Source organism: Neisseria sp. HMSC078C12, from assembly GCF_001838065.1.
Taxonomy (GTDB): domain Bacteria; phylum Pseudomonadota; class Gammaproteobacteria; order Burkholderiales; family Neisseriaceae; genus Neisseria.
Genome location: NZ_KV835616.1, coordinates 15,845 through 31,865, shown reverse-complemented (window position 1 = coordinate 31,865; position 16,021 = coordinate 15,845). Strand labels below are relative to the sequence as shown.

General features: G+C 52.2%; 12 protein-coding genes. 8 read left to right on the top strand and 4 right to left on the bottom strand.

The window, feature by feature from the left end:
• Window positions 1-24: 24 nt before the first annotated feature.
• The gene (locus HMPREF2596_RS09180; protein ID WP_004518924.1) at window positions 25-252 is read right to left on the bottom strand and encodes a SlyX family protein; all 228 of its coding nucleotides are present in this window, start codon (window positions 250-252) and stop codon (window positions 25-27) included.
• Window position 253: 1 nt separating this feature from the next.
• Entirely contained in the window at window positions 254-1,627 is a 1,374-nt protein-coding gene (locus tag HMPREF2596_RS09175; RefSeq protein WP_070850845.1) for a Na+/H+ antiporter family protein, read from the bottom strand.
• 350 nt (window positions 1,628-1,977) lie between these two features.
• Here HMPREF2596_RS09175 and HMPREF2596_RS09170 point away from each other — a divergent pair, with 350 nt between their 5' ends.
• On the top strand, window positions 1,978-3,297 hold the full coding sequence (locus HMPREF2596_RS09170; protein ID WP_070850844.1) for an MFS transporter: 1,320 nt from the start codon (window positions 1,978-1,980) through the stop codon (window positions 3,295-3,297).
• 316 nt (window positions 3,298-3,613) lie between these two features.
• Window positions 3,614-6,229, top strand: a complete 2,616-nt coding sequence (gene adhE, locus HMPREF2596_RS09165) for a bifunctional acetaldehyde-CoA/alcohol dehydrogenase (protein WP_070850843.1) — start codon at window positions 3,614-3,616, stop codon at window positions 6,227-6,229.
• A gap of 260 nt (window positions 6,230-6,489) precedes the next feature.
• On the opposite strand, the gene leuS is transcribed toward adhE, so the two are convergent.
• Entirely contained in the window at window positions 6,490-9,120 is a 2,631-nt protein-coding gene (gene leuS / locus HMPREF2596_RS09160) for a leucine--tRNA ligase (RefSeq protein ID WP_070850842.1), read from the bottom strand.
• A gap of 210 nt (window positions 9,121-9,330) precedes the next feature.
• On the opposite strand from leuS, the gene dnaJ reads away from it, so the two are divergent.
• The 3 genes from dnaJ to HMPREF2596_RS09145 all read left to right on the top strand — a co-directional run bounded on the left by dnaJ (window position 9,331) and on the right by HMPREF2596_RS09145 (window position 12,016).
• Entirely contained in the window at window positions 9,331-10,488 is a 1,158-nt protein-coding gene (gene dnaJ, locus HMPREF2596_RS09155) for a molecular chaperone DnaJ (RefSeq protein WP_070850841.1), read from the top strand.
• A gap of 297 nt (window positions 10,489-10,785) precedes the next feature.
• The gene (locus HMPREF2596_RS09150) at window positions 10,786-11,364 is read left to right on the top strand and encodes a TMEM165/GDT1 family protein (protein WP_070850840.1); all 579 of its coding nucleotides are present in this window, start codon (window positions 10,786-10,788) and stop codon (window positions 11,362-11,364) included.
• Between the two features lies 1 nt (window position 11,365).
• Window positions 11,366-12,016: a TIGR01621 family pseudouridine synthase gene (locus tag HMPREF2596_RS09145; protein ID WP_070850839.1), complete on the top strand. Its 651-nt coding sequence runs from the start codon at window positions 11,366-11,368 to the stop codon at window positions 12,014-12,016.
• Window positions 12,017-12,091: 75 nt separating this feature from the next.
• On the opposite strand, the gene HMPREF2596_RS09140 is transcribed toward HMPREF2596_RS09145, so the two are convergent.
• The gene (locus HMPREF2596_RS09140) at window positions 12,092-13,018 is read right to left on the bottom strand and encodes a LysR family transcriptional regulator (RefSeq protein ID WP_003748251.1); all 927 of its coding nucleotides are present in this window, start codon (window positions 13,016-13,018) and stop codon (window positions 12,092-12,094) included.
• A 175-nt stretch (window positions 13,019-13,193) separates the two neighbouring features.
• On the opposite strand from HMPREF2596_RS09140, the gene HMPREF2596_RS09135 reads away from it, so the two are divergent.
• The 3 genes from HMPREF2596_RS09135 (at window position 13,194) to HMPREF2596_RS09125 (ending at window position 16,016) form a co-directional block, all read left to right on the top strand.
• On the top strand, window positions 13,194-13,943 hold the full coding sequence (locus HMPREF2596_RS09135) for a Nif3-like dinuclear metal center hexameric protein (protein WP_070850838.1): 750 nt from the start codon (window positions 13,194-13,196) through the stop codon (window positions 13,941-13,943).
• A gap of 123 nt (window positions 13,944-14,066) precedes the next feature.
• Window positions 14,067-14,648 (top strand): ubiquinol-cytochrome c reductase iron-sulfur subunit, encoded by a 582-nt coding sequence (gene petA, locus HMPREF2596_RS09130; RefSeq protein ID WP_003748255.1) that lies wholly within the window; start codon window positions 14,067-14,069, stop codon window positions 14,646-14,648.
• An 18-nt stretch (window positions 14,649-14,666) separates the two neighbouring features.
• Complete coding sequence (locus tag HMPREF2596_RS09125; RefSeq protein ID WP_003681866.1) at window positions 14,667-16,016, top strand: cytochrome b; 1,350 nt, start codon at window positions 14,667-14,669, stop codon at window positions 16,014-16,016.
• The last annotated feature ends 5 nt before the right edge of the window (window positions 16,017-16,021 follow it).

Genomic DNA, 16,021 nt, shown 5'->3' with positions numbered 1-16,021 from the left:
TCAAACACGCCCTTTTTCAGTTGATCAATAATGCGGCGGAATCTCGTCGCGCAGGCTGTACGGTTCGCGTTCGCCGTTTGCGCCTTTGTCCTGCATCCGTTGATACAGCAGCCGCAACTGGCCTTGCTGCAAATCCAAAGCCTGTTGCATCTTGGCGATGGTATCGTTCAGGCTGCCGATTAAATCTTCCTGCAAGGCCGTCTGAATTTCCAGTTCGGTGACGCGGTGTTCCAATTCCTGAATATCGCTCATATTACAGCACCATCGCGGCAATCCAGCCTGCAACCATCAGCGGGATATTGTAGTGGATAAAGGTTGGGATAACCGAATCGTGGATGTGGTCGTGCTGACCGTCGGCATTCAAACCCATGGTCGGGCCGAGTGTTGAGTCGGAAGCAGGGGAGCCGGCATCGCCCAGCGCGCCTGCCGTGCCGACGATGGCCACGGTAGCCATTGGGGAGAAGCCCAAGCTGATGCACAAAGGCACATAAATCGCGGTAATAATCGGCAAGGTGGAGAAAGACGAGCCGATGCCCATGGTTACCAGAAGGCCGACAAACAGCATGGTAAAGGCGGCCATGCCTTTATTGCTTCCGAACAAAGCCATGCTGCGCTCGACCAAAGGCTGGATGTCGCCGGTCGCGTTCATGACGGCGGCGAAACCTTGTGCCGCAATCATAATAAAGCCGACCATCGCCATCATTTTGATGCCTTCGCCGAACACATCGCTGGCGGCGGAACGGTTCATCACGCCCAACATCATAAACACGGCAAAGCCCAACATCGCACCCAATACCAACGAGTTTTCATACAAAAGCTGAATGGCAAAACACACGGCAATTGCCACGGCCGCCACCAAGCTGCGATAGGTTGACGGCTCTTGCTGCTGCACCGCTTCACGATTGTCTTCCGTATCGGCGGCGTTGTTTTGATAAATGCGCGGCTTGCGGTAGTGCAAAAAGGCCAGCAGTAAGCCGGACACCATGCCCAAAGCCGGAATCGCCATTGCGTGCATCACATTTATGCCACCGGTGTCCATGCCTGCCGAGCGGATATTGCCCAACATGATGTCGTTCAAGAAGATGGCGCCGAAACCGTAAGGTAGGAACATATAAGTCGTTACCAAGCCAAACGTAATTACGCAGGCCACCAGGCGGCGGTCGAGTTTCAAGCGGTTGAACACCAACAGCAGCGGCGAAATAATCATCGGGATAAACGCAATATGAATCGGCACAACGTTTTGGCTCATCACGCCCATGCACAAAATAATCGCCAGCAGCATCCATTTGACCGCGCCTTCGCCTTTCGCATTGCCTTCGCCGCCGTTGAGCTTACGGATAATCACGCCGGCGAGCTGTTGCGGCAGGCCGGAATGCGTGATGGCCATGGCAAACGCGCCGAGCATGGCATAAGACAGCGCGATTTGCGCCCCGCCTTTCAGGCCTTCGTTAAAAACAGGAATAATCCCTTGCTGCACCACATCGCCGGCCGCGTTGGTCACATTCTCTAAAGGCATACCGGCCACTAAGCCGCCGACAAACGCGCCGACAGCCAAGCTGAGCACCACATGCACGCGCGATAAAGACAGCGCCAGCATGATGATGACCGCAATTACAACCGCATTCATATCGTTCTCCGTTGTTTCAGACGGCCTGTTATGTAAAAACAGGCAATCGTCTGTTTACATATTACAAATAAACATCATAACCCAAGCAGGAAGCCTTTGCAAAAAACGGCAGGCCGTCTGAAAACCAAACCATCAACTTTCAGACGGCCTGCTGTGAACCCTTATTCAGCGTTTTAATATGGCGTGTGGTTTTGGCGATAAAAATATCCAAAAAACACGCGCTTCCTATTCTTTGCATAGGGTACCAATGTTAAAATCGACACAATGTTTCGGTTTCAGGTTTGTCACTGAAATTAAAGCATTTATTGCTAAAACCTAATTCAATCATACACAAACAAAGGAAAGAAGTGATGGATATTCTGACGCGGCTGCACAATCTGCCGCCCTCCCGCTTTCATTACAAACTTCTGGTTTTGGTCGGTATCGGCTGGCTGTTTGATGCCATGGATACAGGCTTGGTGTCGTTTGTATTGCCGGCTTTGGGCAAAGATTGGGCGCTGGCTCCGGCGCAGTTGGGTTGGATTGTCAGCATTGCCTTTGTCGGCATGGCTCTGGGTGCGGTATTCAGCGGCTGGCTGGCGGACAGGTTCGGACGGAAAACCGTTTTTGCCGGCACGATGGTGGTGTACAGCATTGCCACAGGTTTGTGCGCGCTCGCGCCTGATTTGACGGTTTTGCTGGTGTGCCGCTTTTTTGTCGGCGTCGGCTTGGGCGGCCAACTGCCCGTCGCAGTGTCGCTGGTCAGCGAATATGCGCCGCCGAAAGTACGCGGCCGTTTTATTGTATTGCTGGAAAGCTTTTGGGGCTTGGGCTGGCTCTCGGCCGCGCTGGTGTCTTATTTCTTTATTCCGCAAACCGGCTGGCACAGCGCGTTTTTATTCGGCGCCTTGCCCCTGTTTTATGTGCCGTTGGTGTTGAAATTCGTTCCCGAATCCGTGCCTTACCTGCTTTCCCGCGGCAAAACCGACGAAGCGCACCGTTTGGTATCCGCGCTGGAAATTCAGTCGGGCATCACGCCGCCGACACAAGCCGTTGCCGCCCCGGCCGCCCCGCGCGAACGCATCCGCTTCTTCCAACTTTGGCAACATCCGTTTGCACGGCGCACGCTGATGCTGTGGCTGGTTTGGTTCGGCATCGTGTTTTCGTATTACGGCATTTTTACTTGGTTGCCCAAATTGCTGGTCGAGCAGGGCAATACCGTGGTCAAAACCTTTGAATATGTGCTGGTGATGATTGTTGCGCAACTGCCCGGCTATATAGCTGCTGCGGCCTTGGTGGAAAAAATCGGCCGCAAAGCAACGCTGGCAGGCTTTCTGGCCGCGTGCGCCGCGTGCGCATGGTTTTTCGGGCAAAGCACAACTGCGGCCGAAGTCATGATCTGGGGCAGCCTGATGTCCTTCTTCAACTTGGGCGCATGGGGCGTTTTGTACACCTACACCCCTGAACTCTACCCCTTGCGCTTCCGTGCCTTCGCATCCGGCTGGGCAGGCGCCATCGGGCGCGTCGGCGGTATACTCGCCCCCATGGTAGTGGCGGCGATGGTGGGCAATAGTGGCGGCTTCGGCAATATCTTTATGATGTTTGCGCTGGTTATGCTGCTGATTGTGGCGGTAATCTTGGTATTGGGTGAAGAAACCAAAGGCCGTACGCTGGAAGATATTAGCCAATAAACGGCAAAGCAAAAAAGGCCGTCTGAAAAAGATTTTCAGACGGCCTTTTTCATTTACGCTCGTAATTTTAATACATCGATTTTCTGTTTTTATCTTAATTACCGAGGAAAGCGACGAAGAATAACCGTTTTTGTTTTTGTGTAGATAAAAATATTATACGTCAAAGAATTAAAATGAATAAACGATAAAATGGCCGTCTGAAAAGTTCAATCATGGTTTGTGATGTAGGTCAAAGCAGAATGTAACTAAATTACCTATAGTTATCGTAGTGAAAATTTATTGACCTTATTGCCACCTTTTATTAAGGAGATACACCATGAACGCATCAGCCGACAACGTCGTCAGCCCAGCCGTAGCCGAGGTAAACAGCCTGGTTGACAAGGGTTTACGGGCATTGGACGAGTTTCTTAAGCTCGATCAGGAGCAGATTGACTTTATTGTTGCCAAAGCCTCCATTGCCGCGCTGGACAAACATGGTGTACTCGCCATGCACGCGGTAGAAGAAACGGGACGCGGCGTGTTTGAGGATAAGGCGACGAAAAACCTGTTTGCCTGCGAAAACGTTGTGCGCCGCCTGCGTGATTTGAAAACCGTGGGTGTCATCAGCGAAAACGATGTAACCGGTATTACTGAAATTGCCGATCCGGTCGGCGTGGTTTGCGGTATTGTGCCGACGACCAATCCGACTTCCACCACCATTTTCAAATCCCTGATTGCGCTGAAAACCCGCAATCCGATTATTTTCTCGTTCCACCCGTCCGCCCAGCAGTGTTCCGCCCATGCCGCGCGTATTGTGCGCGATGCGGCGATTGCGGCCGGTGCGCCGGAAAACTGTATCCAGTGGATTGAAAAGCCGTCTATGGAAGGCACTTCCGCGCTGATGAAGCATCCGGGCGTGGCAACGATTTTGGCGACCGGCGGCAATGCGATGGTGGAAGCCGCGTATTCTTGCGGCAAACCTGCGCTCGGCGTCGGGGCGGGCAACGTACCTGCTTATGTTGAAAAAACGGCGGACATCAAACAGGTGGCGCACGATATTGTGATGTCGAAATCTTTCGACAACGGCATGGTGTGTGCCAGCGAGCAAGCGGTGATTGCCGATAAAGAGATTTACAAAGAGTTGGCCGAAGAGTTCAAATCCTACGGCGTGTACTTTGCCAACAAAAAAGAAAAAGCCATGCTCGAAGAGTTTATCTTCGGCGTAACGGCGAATTGCGCCAGCTGCGGCGGCGCGAAACTCAATTCTGCGGTAGTGGGCAAACCGGCGACATGGATTGCCGAACAGGCCGGGTTTAAAGTGCCTGAAAAAACCAACATCATCATCGCCGAATGCCGCGAAGTCGGCCCGAACGAGCCGCTGACCCGCGAAAAACTTTCGCCTGTTTTGGCCATGATTAAGGCGGATTCGACCGAACAAGGCTTGAAGTTCGCCGAAGAAATGGTTGCCTTTGACGGCTTGGGACACTCCGCCGCCATCCATACTGCCGACGAAGAATTGGTCAAAACGTTCGGCTCCCGCGTCAAAGCCCTGCGCGTGATTTGGAATTCGCCTTCCACCTTCGGCGGCATCGGCGACGTGTACAACGCCTTCCTGCCTTCTCTGACCCTCGGTTGCGGCTCTTACGGTAAAAACGCCGTCGGCGGCAACGTCAGCGCAGTCAATCTGTTAAACATCAAAAAAGTAGGCCGTCGGAGAAACAACATGCAATGGTTCAAAGTGCCCGCCAAAATCTATTTTGAACGCGATTCCATCCAATATCTGCAAGACATGAAAGACTGTGAAAAAGTCATGATTGTGACCGACCGTTCGATGGTTGATCTGGGCTTTGTCGATAAAATCACCTACCAGCTCCACCAACGCAAAAACAAAGTGACCATCCAGCTGTTTACCGATGTCGAAGCCGATCCGAGCGTCCAAACCGTCTATAAAGGCACGGATTTGATGCGCAGCTTCCAGCCCGACACCATCATCGCGTTGGGCGGCGGCTCGCCGATGGACGCGGCAAAAGCCATGTGGCTCTTCTACGAGCAGCCACAAGTTGACTTTGAAGACTTGGTGCAAAAATTCATGGACATCCGTAAACGCGCCTTCCGCTTCCCTGAATTGGGCCGCAAAGCCAAATTTATCGGCATCCCCACCACATCGGGCACAGGCTCCGAAGTTACGCCGTTTACCGTCATCAGCGACGGCGACAAAAAATATCCGATTGCCGACTATTCGCTGACCCCGACCATTTCGATTGTCGATCCTGCGTTTACCATGACCGTACCGGCAAGCGTAACCGCCGATACCGGTTTGGACGTATTGACCCACGCCGTCGAAGCATACGTTTCCGTACTAGCAAACGACTTTACAGACGGCCTCGCCCTGCAAGCCATCAAGCTCGTGTTCCAATACCTCGAACGCTCCTACAAACACGGTGCGGCCGATCCAGAAGCGCGCGAGCATATGCACAACGCCTCCACCATCGCAGGCATGGCGTTTGCCAATGCGTTCTTGGGCATCAACCACTCGATGGCACACAAAATCGGCGGCAAATATCACGTTCCGCACGGCCGTGCCAACGCCATCCTGCTGCCGCACGTCATCCGCTACAACGGCACGCGCCCGCAGAAAACCGCCACTTGGCCGAAGTACAACTACTACAAAGCCGACCTGAAATATCAGGAAATCGCCCGTACCTTAGGCCTGCCATGCAGCACACCGGCAGAAGGCGTAGAATCCTTTGCCCGCGCCTGCCACGAACTGGCGGTCAACGTCGGCATCAAAATGTCGTTTAAAGAACAGGGCATCGATGAGAAAACCTTCCTCGACGGCAGAAAAGAGCTGGCCATGATGTCTTTTGAAGACCAATGCACCCCGGCCAACCCGCGTCTGGCATTAGTCGCCGACATGGAGGAAATCCTGACCAAAGCCTATTACGGCGAATAAAATCGGGGAGATAAAAAGGCCGTCTGAAACCTGAATATAGGGTTTCAGACGGCCTTTCTTTATTCGGCTAAACCTTAGTTTTTATCAAAGCTAAGGTTTTCATTTGAATACGATGGTTCAAAAAATATCTTTATAACTTTGATTTAATGGTAAACCTTACGTTTAAAGGAAATAACGGTTTTAAAAATAAAAGGCCGTCTGAAAACCTGTTTCCAAGTTTCAGACGGCCTTTATCCGTATGGCTAAACCTTAAAAGTGGTTTAGACGACAATATTTACCAAACGTCCGGGAACGACGATGATTTTCTTCGCAGGCTTGCCTTCCATGAATTTTACCGCGCCTTCGTTGGTAAGGGCGGAGGCTTCGAGGTCGGCTTTGGATGCGTCGGCGGCGACGGTGATTTTGCCGCGCAGTTTGCCGTTGACTTGAACCATCACTTCGATTTCGGATTTAACCAAGGCGGCTTCATCGACTGTCGGCCAGCCTGCTTCCCACAGTTTCGCGCCGTTCAATTCGCTCCACAGGGTTTCGCAGATGTGCGGCACAATCGGCCACAGCAGGCGTACGACGGCTTCCAATACTTCTTGGGCGACGGCTCGGCCTTGTTCGCCGTTGGTGTCGGTTTTGTCGTATTGGTTGAGCAGTTCCATTACGGCGGCGATGGCGGTGTTGAACTGCTGGCGGCGGCCGTAGTCGTCGCTGACTTTGGCGATGGTGGAATGCAGTTTGTGGCGCAAGTCTTTGAGTTCTTTAGACAAACCGTCTTGGTTGCCTGCAAACGCTTTGACTGCTTCGCCTTGCTTCAGGTATTCGTAAACGGTGCGCCACAGACGACGCAGGAAGCGGTGTGCGCCTTCGACGCCGCTGTCGCTCCATTCGAGGGACTGTTCGGGCGGTGCGGCGAACATCATAAACAGGCGGGCGGTGTCCGCGCCGTAGGCATTAATCAGTTCTTGCGGATCGACGCCGTTGTTTTTGGACTTGGACATTTTTTCCGTGCCGCTGATGACGACGGGCAGTCCGTCGGCTTTGAGGACGGCGGAAACGGGGCGGCCTTTGTCGTCGAAAGTCAGCTCGACATCGGCGGGGTTGATCCAGTCTTTGCCGCCTTTGTCGTTTTCGCGGTAGTAGGTTTCGCAGACGACCATGCCTTGCGTGAGCAGGCGTTCAAACGGTTCGTCAACATTGACCAAGCCTTCGTCGCGCATCAGTTTGGTAAAGAAGCGCGCGTACAAGAGGTGCAAAATCGCGTGTTCGATACCGCCGATGTATTGGTCGACCGATCCCCAGTATTTCGCGGCTTCTGCCGATACCATGCCTTCTGCGAACTTGGGCGACATGTAGCGGAAGAAATACCAGCTCGATTCCATGAAGGTGTCCATGGTGTCGGTTTCGCGTTTCGCCGCGCCACCGCAGCATGGGCAGGTGGTTTCGTAAAACTCGGGCATTTTTGCCAAAGGCGAACCCATGCCGTCGGGTACGACGTTTTCAGGCAAAACGACCGGCAGTTGATCTGCGGGGACGGGGACGTCGCCGCATTTTTCGCAATGGACGATGGGAATCGGGCAGCCCCAGTAGCGTTGGCGCGAAATACCCCAGTCGCGCAGGCGGTATTGGGTTTTCGGTTCGCCTGCGTCTTGGCTTTGCAGCTTGGCGGCGATGGCGTCGAAGGCCGTCTGAAAATTCATACCGTCCAAGTCGCCGCTGTTGATCAATACGCCGTTTTCTTTGTCGCCGTACCATTCTTGCCATTGGTTTGCGTCGAATGCGTTGTCGCCGACGGCAATGACTTGTTTTTTCGGCAGATTGTATTTGGTGGCAAACTCGAAATCGCGTTCGTCGTGCGCCGGAACCGCCATCACTGCGCCGTCGCCGTAGCCCCACAATACATAGTTGGCAATCCACACTTCCAGCTTGTCGCCGTTGAGCGGGTTGACGACGTAGCGGCCGGTCGGCACGCCTTTTTTCTCCATCGTCGCCATATCGGCTTCGGCAACCGAACCGGCTTTGCATTCGGCGATAAATGCCTGCAATTCGGGTTTGTCGGCGGCTGCGGCGGTTGCCAGCGGATGCTCGGCGGCAACGGCAACATAAGTCGCACCCATCAGCGTGTCGGGACGGGTGGTATAAACTTGCAGGAATTTCGCGTAATTGCCTTCCAAGCCTTGTTTGCTGTCGTCTGAAACGGCGAAGCGCACGGTCATACCGCGAGATTTGCCGATCCAGTTGCGCTGCATGGTTTTGACTTGTTCCGGCCAGTGTTCCAGCTTGTCCAAATCGTTGAGCAGCTCTTCGGCGTAATCCGTGATTTTGAAGTAATACATCGGGATTTCGCGTTTTTCGATCAACGCGCCCGAACGCCAGCCGCGCCCGTCGATGACTTGCTCGTTGGCAAGGACGGTTTGGTCGACCGGGTCCCAGTTTACCGTGCCGTTTTTGCGATAGACGATGCCTTTTTCAAACAGCTTGGTAAACAGCCATTGTTCCCAGCGGTAGTATTCGGGTTTGCAGGTGGCGACTTCGCGCTCCCAGTCAATCGCAAAACCCAGGCTTTTGAGCTGGGTTTTCATGTATTCGATGTTGTCGTACGTCCAAGCGGCGGGGGCGACGTTGTTTTTCATCGCCGCATTTTCCGCCGGCATGCCGAACGCGTCCCACCCCATAGGCTGCATGACGTTGAAGCCGTTTAAGCGTTTGAAGCGGCTCAATACGTCGCCGATGGTGTAGTTGCGCACATGCCCCATATGCAGCTTGCCGCTGGGGTAGGGGAACATGGAGAGGCAGTAGTATTTGGGTTTGGAGGCGTCTTCGGAGACGTTAAAAATACGCTCGTCGTCCCATTTTTTCTGCGCCGCAGGCTCGATGGCGGCGGGTTGGTAATGTTCTTGCATGGTCATTCTGTTTTTCGCTTGAAAACGTTGGAAAAAATAAAGATGGGATTATAGCAGGTTGTCGGGCCTGTCGGTTTGACAAAGGCCGTCTGAATGTTTGAATGTCGGAAAAGCACAATTTCAGACGGCCTTGAAAATACTGACTTGAGTTTTTGATACTCGCCCACATATCCCACCCAGTTTGAATTCATTCTTAACACTATCAAAATTATGAGCAATAAAGATTTTTACGAAACACTTGGTGTTGCCCGCAGCGCTAGCGACGATGAAATCAAAAAAGCCTACCGCAAGCTGGCAATGAAATACCATCCCGACCGCAACCCTGACAACAAAGAAGCGGAAGAAAAATTTAAAGAAGTCCAAAAAGCTTACGATACCTTGTCAGACAAGGAAAAACGCGCCATGTACGACCAATACGGCCATGCCGCGTTTGAGCAGGGCATGGGCGGCGGCGCGGGCGGATTCGGCGGTTTTGGCGGGTTCGGTGGTGCGCAAGGCTTCGATTTTTCCGATATTTTCAGCCAAATGTTCGGCGGTGGCGGCAGCGCAGGCGGCCGTCAGCCGGATTACAGCGGCGCAGACTTGAAGGTCGGCATAGAGATTTCGCTTGAAGAAGCCGCCAAAGGCGTGAAAAAACGCATCAACATTCCGACTTACGAAGAATGTGATGTTTGTCACGGCTCAGGTGCCAAACCGGGCACATCCGCATCGACTTGTTCGACCTGTCACGGCTCAGGTACGGTACACGTCCGCCAAGCCATTTTCCAAATGCAGCAGACTTGTCCGACTTGTCGCGGTACAGGCAAAGAAATCAAAGATCCTTGCGTCAAATGCCGTGGCGAAGGCCGTACCAAGACCAGCAAAACGGTTGAAGTCAATATTCCGGCCGGTATTGACGACGGTCAACGTATCCGCTTGAGCGGCGAGGGCGAGCCGGGTCAACACGGCGCGCCGGCAGGCGATTTGTACGTCAATGTCCGCGTGAGACAGCACAAAATCTTCGAGCGCAACGGCTTGGACCTGCATTGCGAACTGCCGATCAGCTTTGCCATTGCTGCATTGGGCGGCGAAGTCGAAGTGCCGACTTTGGACGGCAAAGTCAAACTGCACATTCCGAAAGAAACGCAAACCGGCCGCCGTATGCGGGTGAAAGGCAAAGGCATCAAGTCTCTGCGTTCCAGCTCGACCGGCGATTTGTACTGCCACATTTTGGTTGAAACACCGGTTAACCTGACCGACCGTCAGAAAGAGTTGTTGGAAGAATTTGAAAAAATCTCCTCCGGTCTCAATCTCAGCCAAACCCCGCGCAAAAAATCGTTTTGGGAAAAAGTAGGCGAAAAAGTAGGCGATTTGTTCTCCGATAATTAATTGTTGTGAAAAGGGCCGTCTGAAACCTGATTGAATGAGGTTTCAGACGGCCTTTTGTTTTTCTTTTTGTTGCTTTAAACAATGGTTTGCCTTACAATGCGCGCTTCACTCTTACGGGAGTAGCCATTCGGCGCAATGCCGAAACCGTTGTCAACATAATCGGCTTGTGCGGCCGTGGCAGCGGTATCTTCTCTGCTTTATCGGAAGACAGGCAAGACGTAAGCGTTGTCCATACCCTTGCGGGCGGTATGCACAGCGCTTTTTGTTTGCCCGCTTTTCGGTTGAGTATCTTAAATCATGGAAGCTTTTTTCTCTTCGACGCTGGGCGTTGCCATTGCCGAAATCGGCGATAAAACGCAATTGCTCGCGCTCTTTTTGGCAGCACGTTTTGCCCACAAAAACGCGATTGTTGCCGGTATCTTTATTGCAACCCTGTTGAACCATCTCGTTTCAGCCGCACTCGGTGTCTGGCTGGCATCCGCTATTTCGCCCGAAGTCATGAAATGGGTGGTCGGCGGCAGCTTTATTGCGGTCGGATTATGGCTGCTGTTGCCGGATAAAGATGAAGACCCTGACAGCAAGTGGCTGAAATATGGCGCATTTACGGCGACGGTCGTCCTGTTTTTCTTAGCGGAAATCGGCGACAAAACGCAAATTGCAACGGTTCTTTTGGCGGCCAAATACCAATCTATCCTGCTCGTCGTGGTCGGCAGTATTGCCGGTTTGATGATTGCTTCTGTGCCTGCCGTGTATTTGGGCGAAATGCTGATGCGCAAAATTCCGGCCAAAGCAGTGCGCATTGCCGCATGTATCTTGTTCTGCTTGCTGGGTATTTTGACCCTGCTTGGCGACGGTATCATGTTGAAGGCCGTCTGAAATGTGGGACCTTGTTTTTGAACACAAAGACTTTGTGGTCATCAATAAGCCTTGCGGCGTATCGGTGCACAGCGAATCGGAAGGGGAGGTTTGCCTGACCGCATCGCTGGCGCAGCAGCTCGGCGTTGAGCGCGTGTGGCTGGTTCACCGTTTGGACAAAGCCACCAGCGGCCTGTTGCTGCTTGCGCTCAACTGCGACAGCGCGGCGGCTTTATCGGCGCAGTTTGCCGAGAAAACCATGCGTAAAACTTATTTGGCACTCGGTACGCACAAGCCGGCGAAAAAGCAGGGCTGGGTGAAAGGCGGTATGGCGCGTTCGCGGCGCGGTACATGGAAGCTGACGCGTGATGAGGATAATTTTGCCGTTACCCGTTTCAGCAGCCAAAGCCTGAAGCCTGGTTTTCGCCTGTTTGTGTTGCAACCGTTTACCGGCAAGACCCATCAGCTGCGCGTGGCCATGAAAAGCATAGGCAGTCCGATTTTGGGCGATACGTTGTATGGCGGCGATGAGGCGGAACATCTATTTCTGCACGCTTGGCGTTTGGTTTTCGACTATCGTGGCGAGCATTTCGATATTCGGGTTGCTCCCGATAAAACATGGCCGTCTGAAATCGATTTGTCGGCGTGTTTAGGTTCGGATGAATCTGAATAGAAGCAGTGAAATTTTTTTATAGATTAAAAAAGGCCGTCTGAAAATTGTTCAGACGGCCTTTTGATTGTTTCAAGTTTACATTTCCAATTCGCTCAAACCCGGCAAGTCGGCAAAACAGCGGTCATGCGTGATTTGGCAGAAGTTGTCCAGATAGCCTTTGTTGGCGTCTTCCGTACGAATGGCGGCATAAAGTTTGCTTTGCAGGCCGTCTGAAGTGATTTTTCGATGAACGACGTAGCCTTTTTCCAAATACGGCATAACCGTCCAGTAGGGCAGGGCGGCGATGCCGCGTTTGCTGGCAACCAATTGAATAATGGCAATGGTCAGCTCGCTGTGGCGGCGCGGCGGATTAATGCCTTTGGGCAGCAGCACTTTTTTGGGCAAATCCAGCATTTCGTCAGGAACGGGATAAGTAATCAGGGTTTCGTCGATAAAATCTTCGGCTTCCCAAACATCTTTGTCGGCAAGCGGGTGGTCTTCTGCGCAGATGCCGACCATTTCATAGGCAAACAGAGGGCGGTAGCTGATGCCGTTGAGCGGCTCGGCTTCGGAAACGATGGCAAGATCGGCGCGGTGTTGCAGCAGCAGCCCGACCGGATCGGCTTGGAAACCGGAAACGATGTCCAATTCAACTTGCGGCCATAAGGGGCGGAACTCGCCCATGGCAGGCATCAGCCAGTCAAAGCAGGTGTGGCATTCGACGGCAAGTCTGAGTTCGCCGGCTTCTCCTTCAATAATCCGCACCAGATCACGTTCGGCGGCGGCAACCTGCGGCAACAGCTCGCGCGCCAGTTGCAACAGGCGCATACCGGCCGGAGTGAAGCGCAATGGTGTGGATTTGCGTTCAAACAACGGCGTTTCGTAATAATTTTCCAAGGCACGGATTTGGTGCGACAGGGCGGATTGGGTCAGGAAAACCCGTTTGGCGGCAAGGGAAACGCTGCCGGTTTCTTCTAAAGCCAGCAAGGTTTTGAGATGACGCAATTCGATAATAGAGTCCATGTGTTTTCAGACGGCCTGTGGGTAAGGTGGCGTATATTAAAATAATTCATGATGATGTGCAAATGATTAATGTTGGGAATGATTGCTGAAATCGGAATGTAAGAATTTGAGGCATAAACAGATTTTGCGGTTAGAATGCGAAGCTGTTTTTGAAGATAGATATAAGGAGCGGAATATGGCTTTACGCCGTGAAATTCTGGCTTGGTGCGATGAGACTTTGCAGGTCGGGCTGTTTAAGGACTATGCGCCCAACGGCTTGCAGGTCGAAGGCAAAGAAGAAATTGCCAAAGTCGCCACTTCGGTTACCGCCAGCAAAGCGGCAATCGATTTTGCCGCAGGGCAGGGGGTGGATCTGCTTTTGGTCCACCACGGTATGTTTTGGAAAAGCGAGCCTGTCACGATTACCGGTTGGAAAAAAGCACGCATTGAAACCTTGCTGCAACACCAAATCAATATGGCGGGCTACCACCTGCCGCTGGACGCACACCCGCAATTGGGTAATAACGCGCAGTTGGCCGAGAAACTCGATTGGGTACTCGAAAAACAATTCGGCGAGCAAAACCTGTTGAATACAGGCCGTCTGAAAACCACGCAAACATTGGCGCAGTTGTCTGAACGCATTGAGGCGGTATTTGACCGCAAGCCGACCGTTATCGGCGATCTTGAACGCGAAATCAAACGCATTGCCTGGTGCAGTGGTGGTGCGCAGGGATTTTTTCAGACGGCCGCAGACGAAGGTGTCGATGCGTATCTGACCGGTGAGATTTCCGAAGCGCAATATCATCTTGCCAACGAAACGGGTGTGGCATTTATCAGCGCCGGACACCATGCGACAGAACGTTACGGCGTCCGCGCCTTAGGCGATGCCGTGGCAGAAAAATTCGGTATCGAAGTGGTTCACTTTGATGAAAACAACCCTGCCTGAGTATTGAGCAATATCATAAAAACTTTACCTTATTTTAAATAATGCTTTGAGTATTACAACAAACTAGGTAGAATTACGCTGTTTAATGGCTCGGTATTCCCAAAAATTTAGGACGACTGAATAATGGATAATCAAGAAATCAACAACGGCCGCCGCCGTTTCCTGACACTGGCTACTTGCGGTGCGGGCGGTGTGGCGGCTCTGGGCGTAGCTACGCCCTTCGTGGCCAGCTTCTTCCCATCGGAGAAAGCTAAGGCTGCCGGTGCTGCTGTCGAAGTAGATGTCAGCAAAATCGAAGCAGGCCAGATGCTGACTGCCGAATGGCAGGGTAAACCGATTTGGCTGGTCAACCGCACAGATCAACAGCTCAAAGACTTGAAAAGTTTGGATGGCTCAGTTACGGATCCTAATTCCGAAGTGGATCAGCAACCGGAATATGCTAAAAACGAGCACCGTTCGATCAAGCCGAACCTCCTCGTCGCTATCGGTATCTGTACCCACTTGGGTTGCTCTCCGACTTACCGTCCCGACGTTGCCCCTGCGGATTTGGGCGCAGACTGGAAAGGCGGCTTCTTCTGCCCGTGCCACGGTTCGAAATTTGACATGGCAGGCCGCGTATACAAAGGTGTTCCTGCACCGACCAACTTGGTTGTACCGCCTTACAAATATCTGAGCGATACAACTGTTTTGGTGGGCGAAGACTAAAAATAAGGAACGATAATTATGGCAAACCAAACCAATAGCAAAGCAAAAGCATTGTTAGGCTGGATGGACGCTCGCTTCCCTCTGTCTAAAATGTGGAATGAGCATTTGGCTCAATACTATGCGCCGAAGAACTTCAACTTCTGGTATTACTTCGGCTCTTTGGCCCTGCTTGTCCTTGTTATTCAAATCGTCAGCGGTATTTTCCTGACCATGAACTACAAACCGGACGGCAACCTTAACGCCTACCATCTGCCTGCTGCCTTTACCGCAGTAGAGTACATCATGCGCGACGTGTCCGGCGGTTGGATTATCCGCTATATGCACTCCACCGGCGCATCTTTCTTCTTCATCGTCGTTTATCTGCACATGTTCCGTGGTCTGATTTACGGTTCGTACAAAAAACCCCGCGAATTGGTGTGGATTTTCGGTTCCCTGATTTTCTTGGCATTGATGGCAGAAGCCTTTATGGGTTACCTGTTGCCTTGGGGTCAAATGTCCTTCTGGGGTGCGCAGGTAATTATTAACCTGTTCTCCGCCATCCCTGTTATCGGTCCTGATTTGTCCACTTGGATCCGCGGTGACTTCAACGTTTCCGACGTTACTCTGAACCGCTTCTTCGCCCTGCACGTTATCGCCGTACCGCTGGTGTTGCTCGGCTTGGTTGTGGCTCACATCATCGCCCTGCACGAAGTGGGTTCTAACAACCCTGACGGTGTTGAAATCAAGAAAAACAAAGACGAAAACGGTATCCCACGCGATGGTATCCCATTCCATCCTTACTACACCGTTAAAGACATCTTGGGCGTCGTTGTATTCCTGATTGTCTTCTGTTCTGTGTTGTTCTTTGCACCTGAAGGCGGCGGCTACTTCCTCGAAGCGCCAAACTTCGATGCAGCGAATGCGCTGAAAACACCTCCGCACATTGCGCCGGTATGGTACTTCACTCCGTTCTATGCAATTCTGCGTGCGATTCCTTCCTTTGCCGGTACTCAGGTATGGGGCGTAATCGGTATGGGTGCAGCAGTTGTCCTGATTGCCTTGCTGCCTTGGTTGGATAAAGGCGAGGTTAAATCTGTCCGCTATCGCGGCCCAATCTTCAAAACTGCGTTGGTTCTGTTCATCATTGCCTTCATCGGTTTGGGTATTTTGGGTGCAATGGTAGCAACTGATACTCGTACTTTGGTTGCACGTATCCTGTCTTTTGTCTACTTTGCATTCTTCCTGGGTATGCCGTTCTATACCAAACTGGATACTAACAAACCAGTTCCTGAACGCGTAACCATGAGCACTACTAAACAAAAAATTATGTTCTTTGTTTATGTTGGTATTACCGTTGTTGGTGCTTACTTGTTTGCAACCAATATCTGATGAGG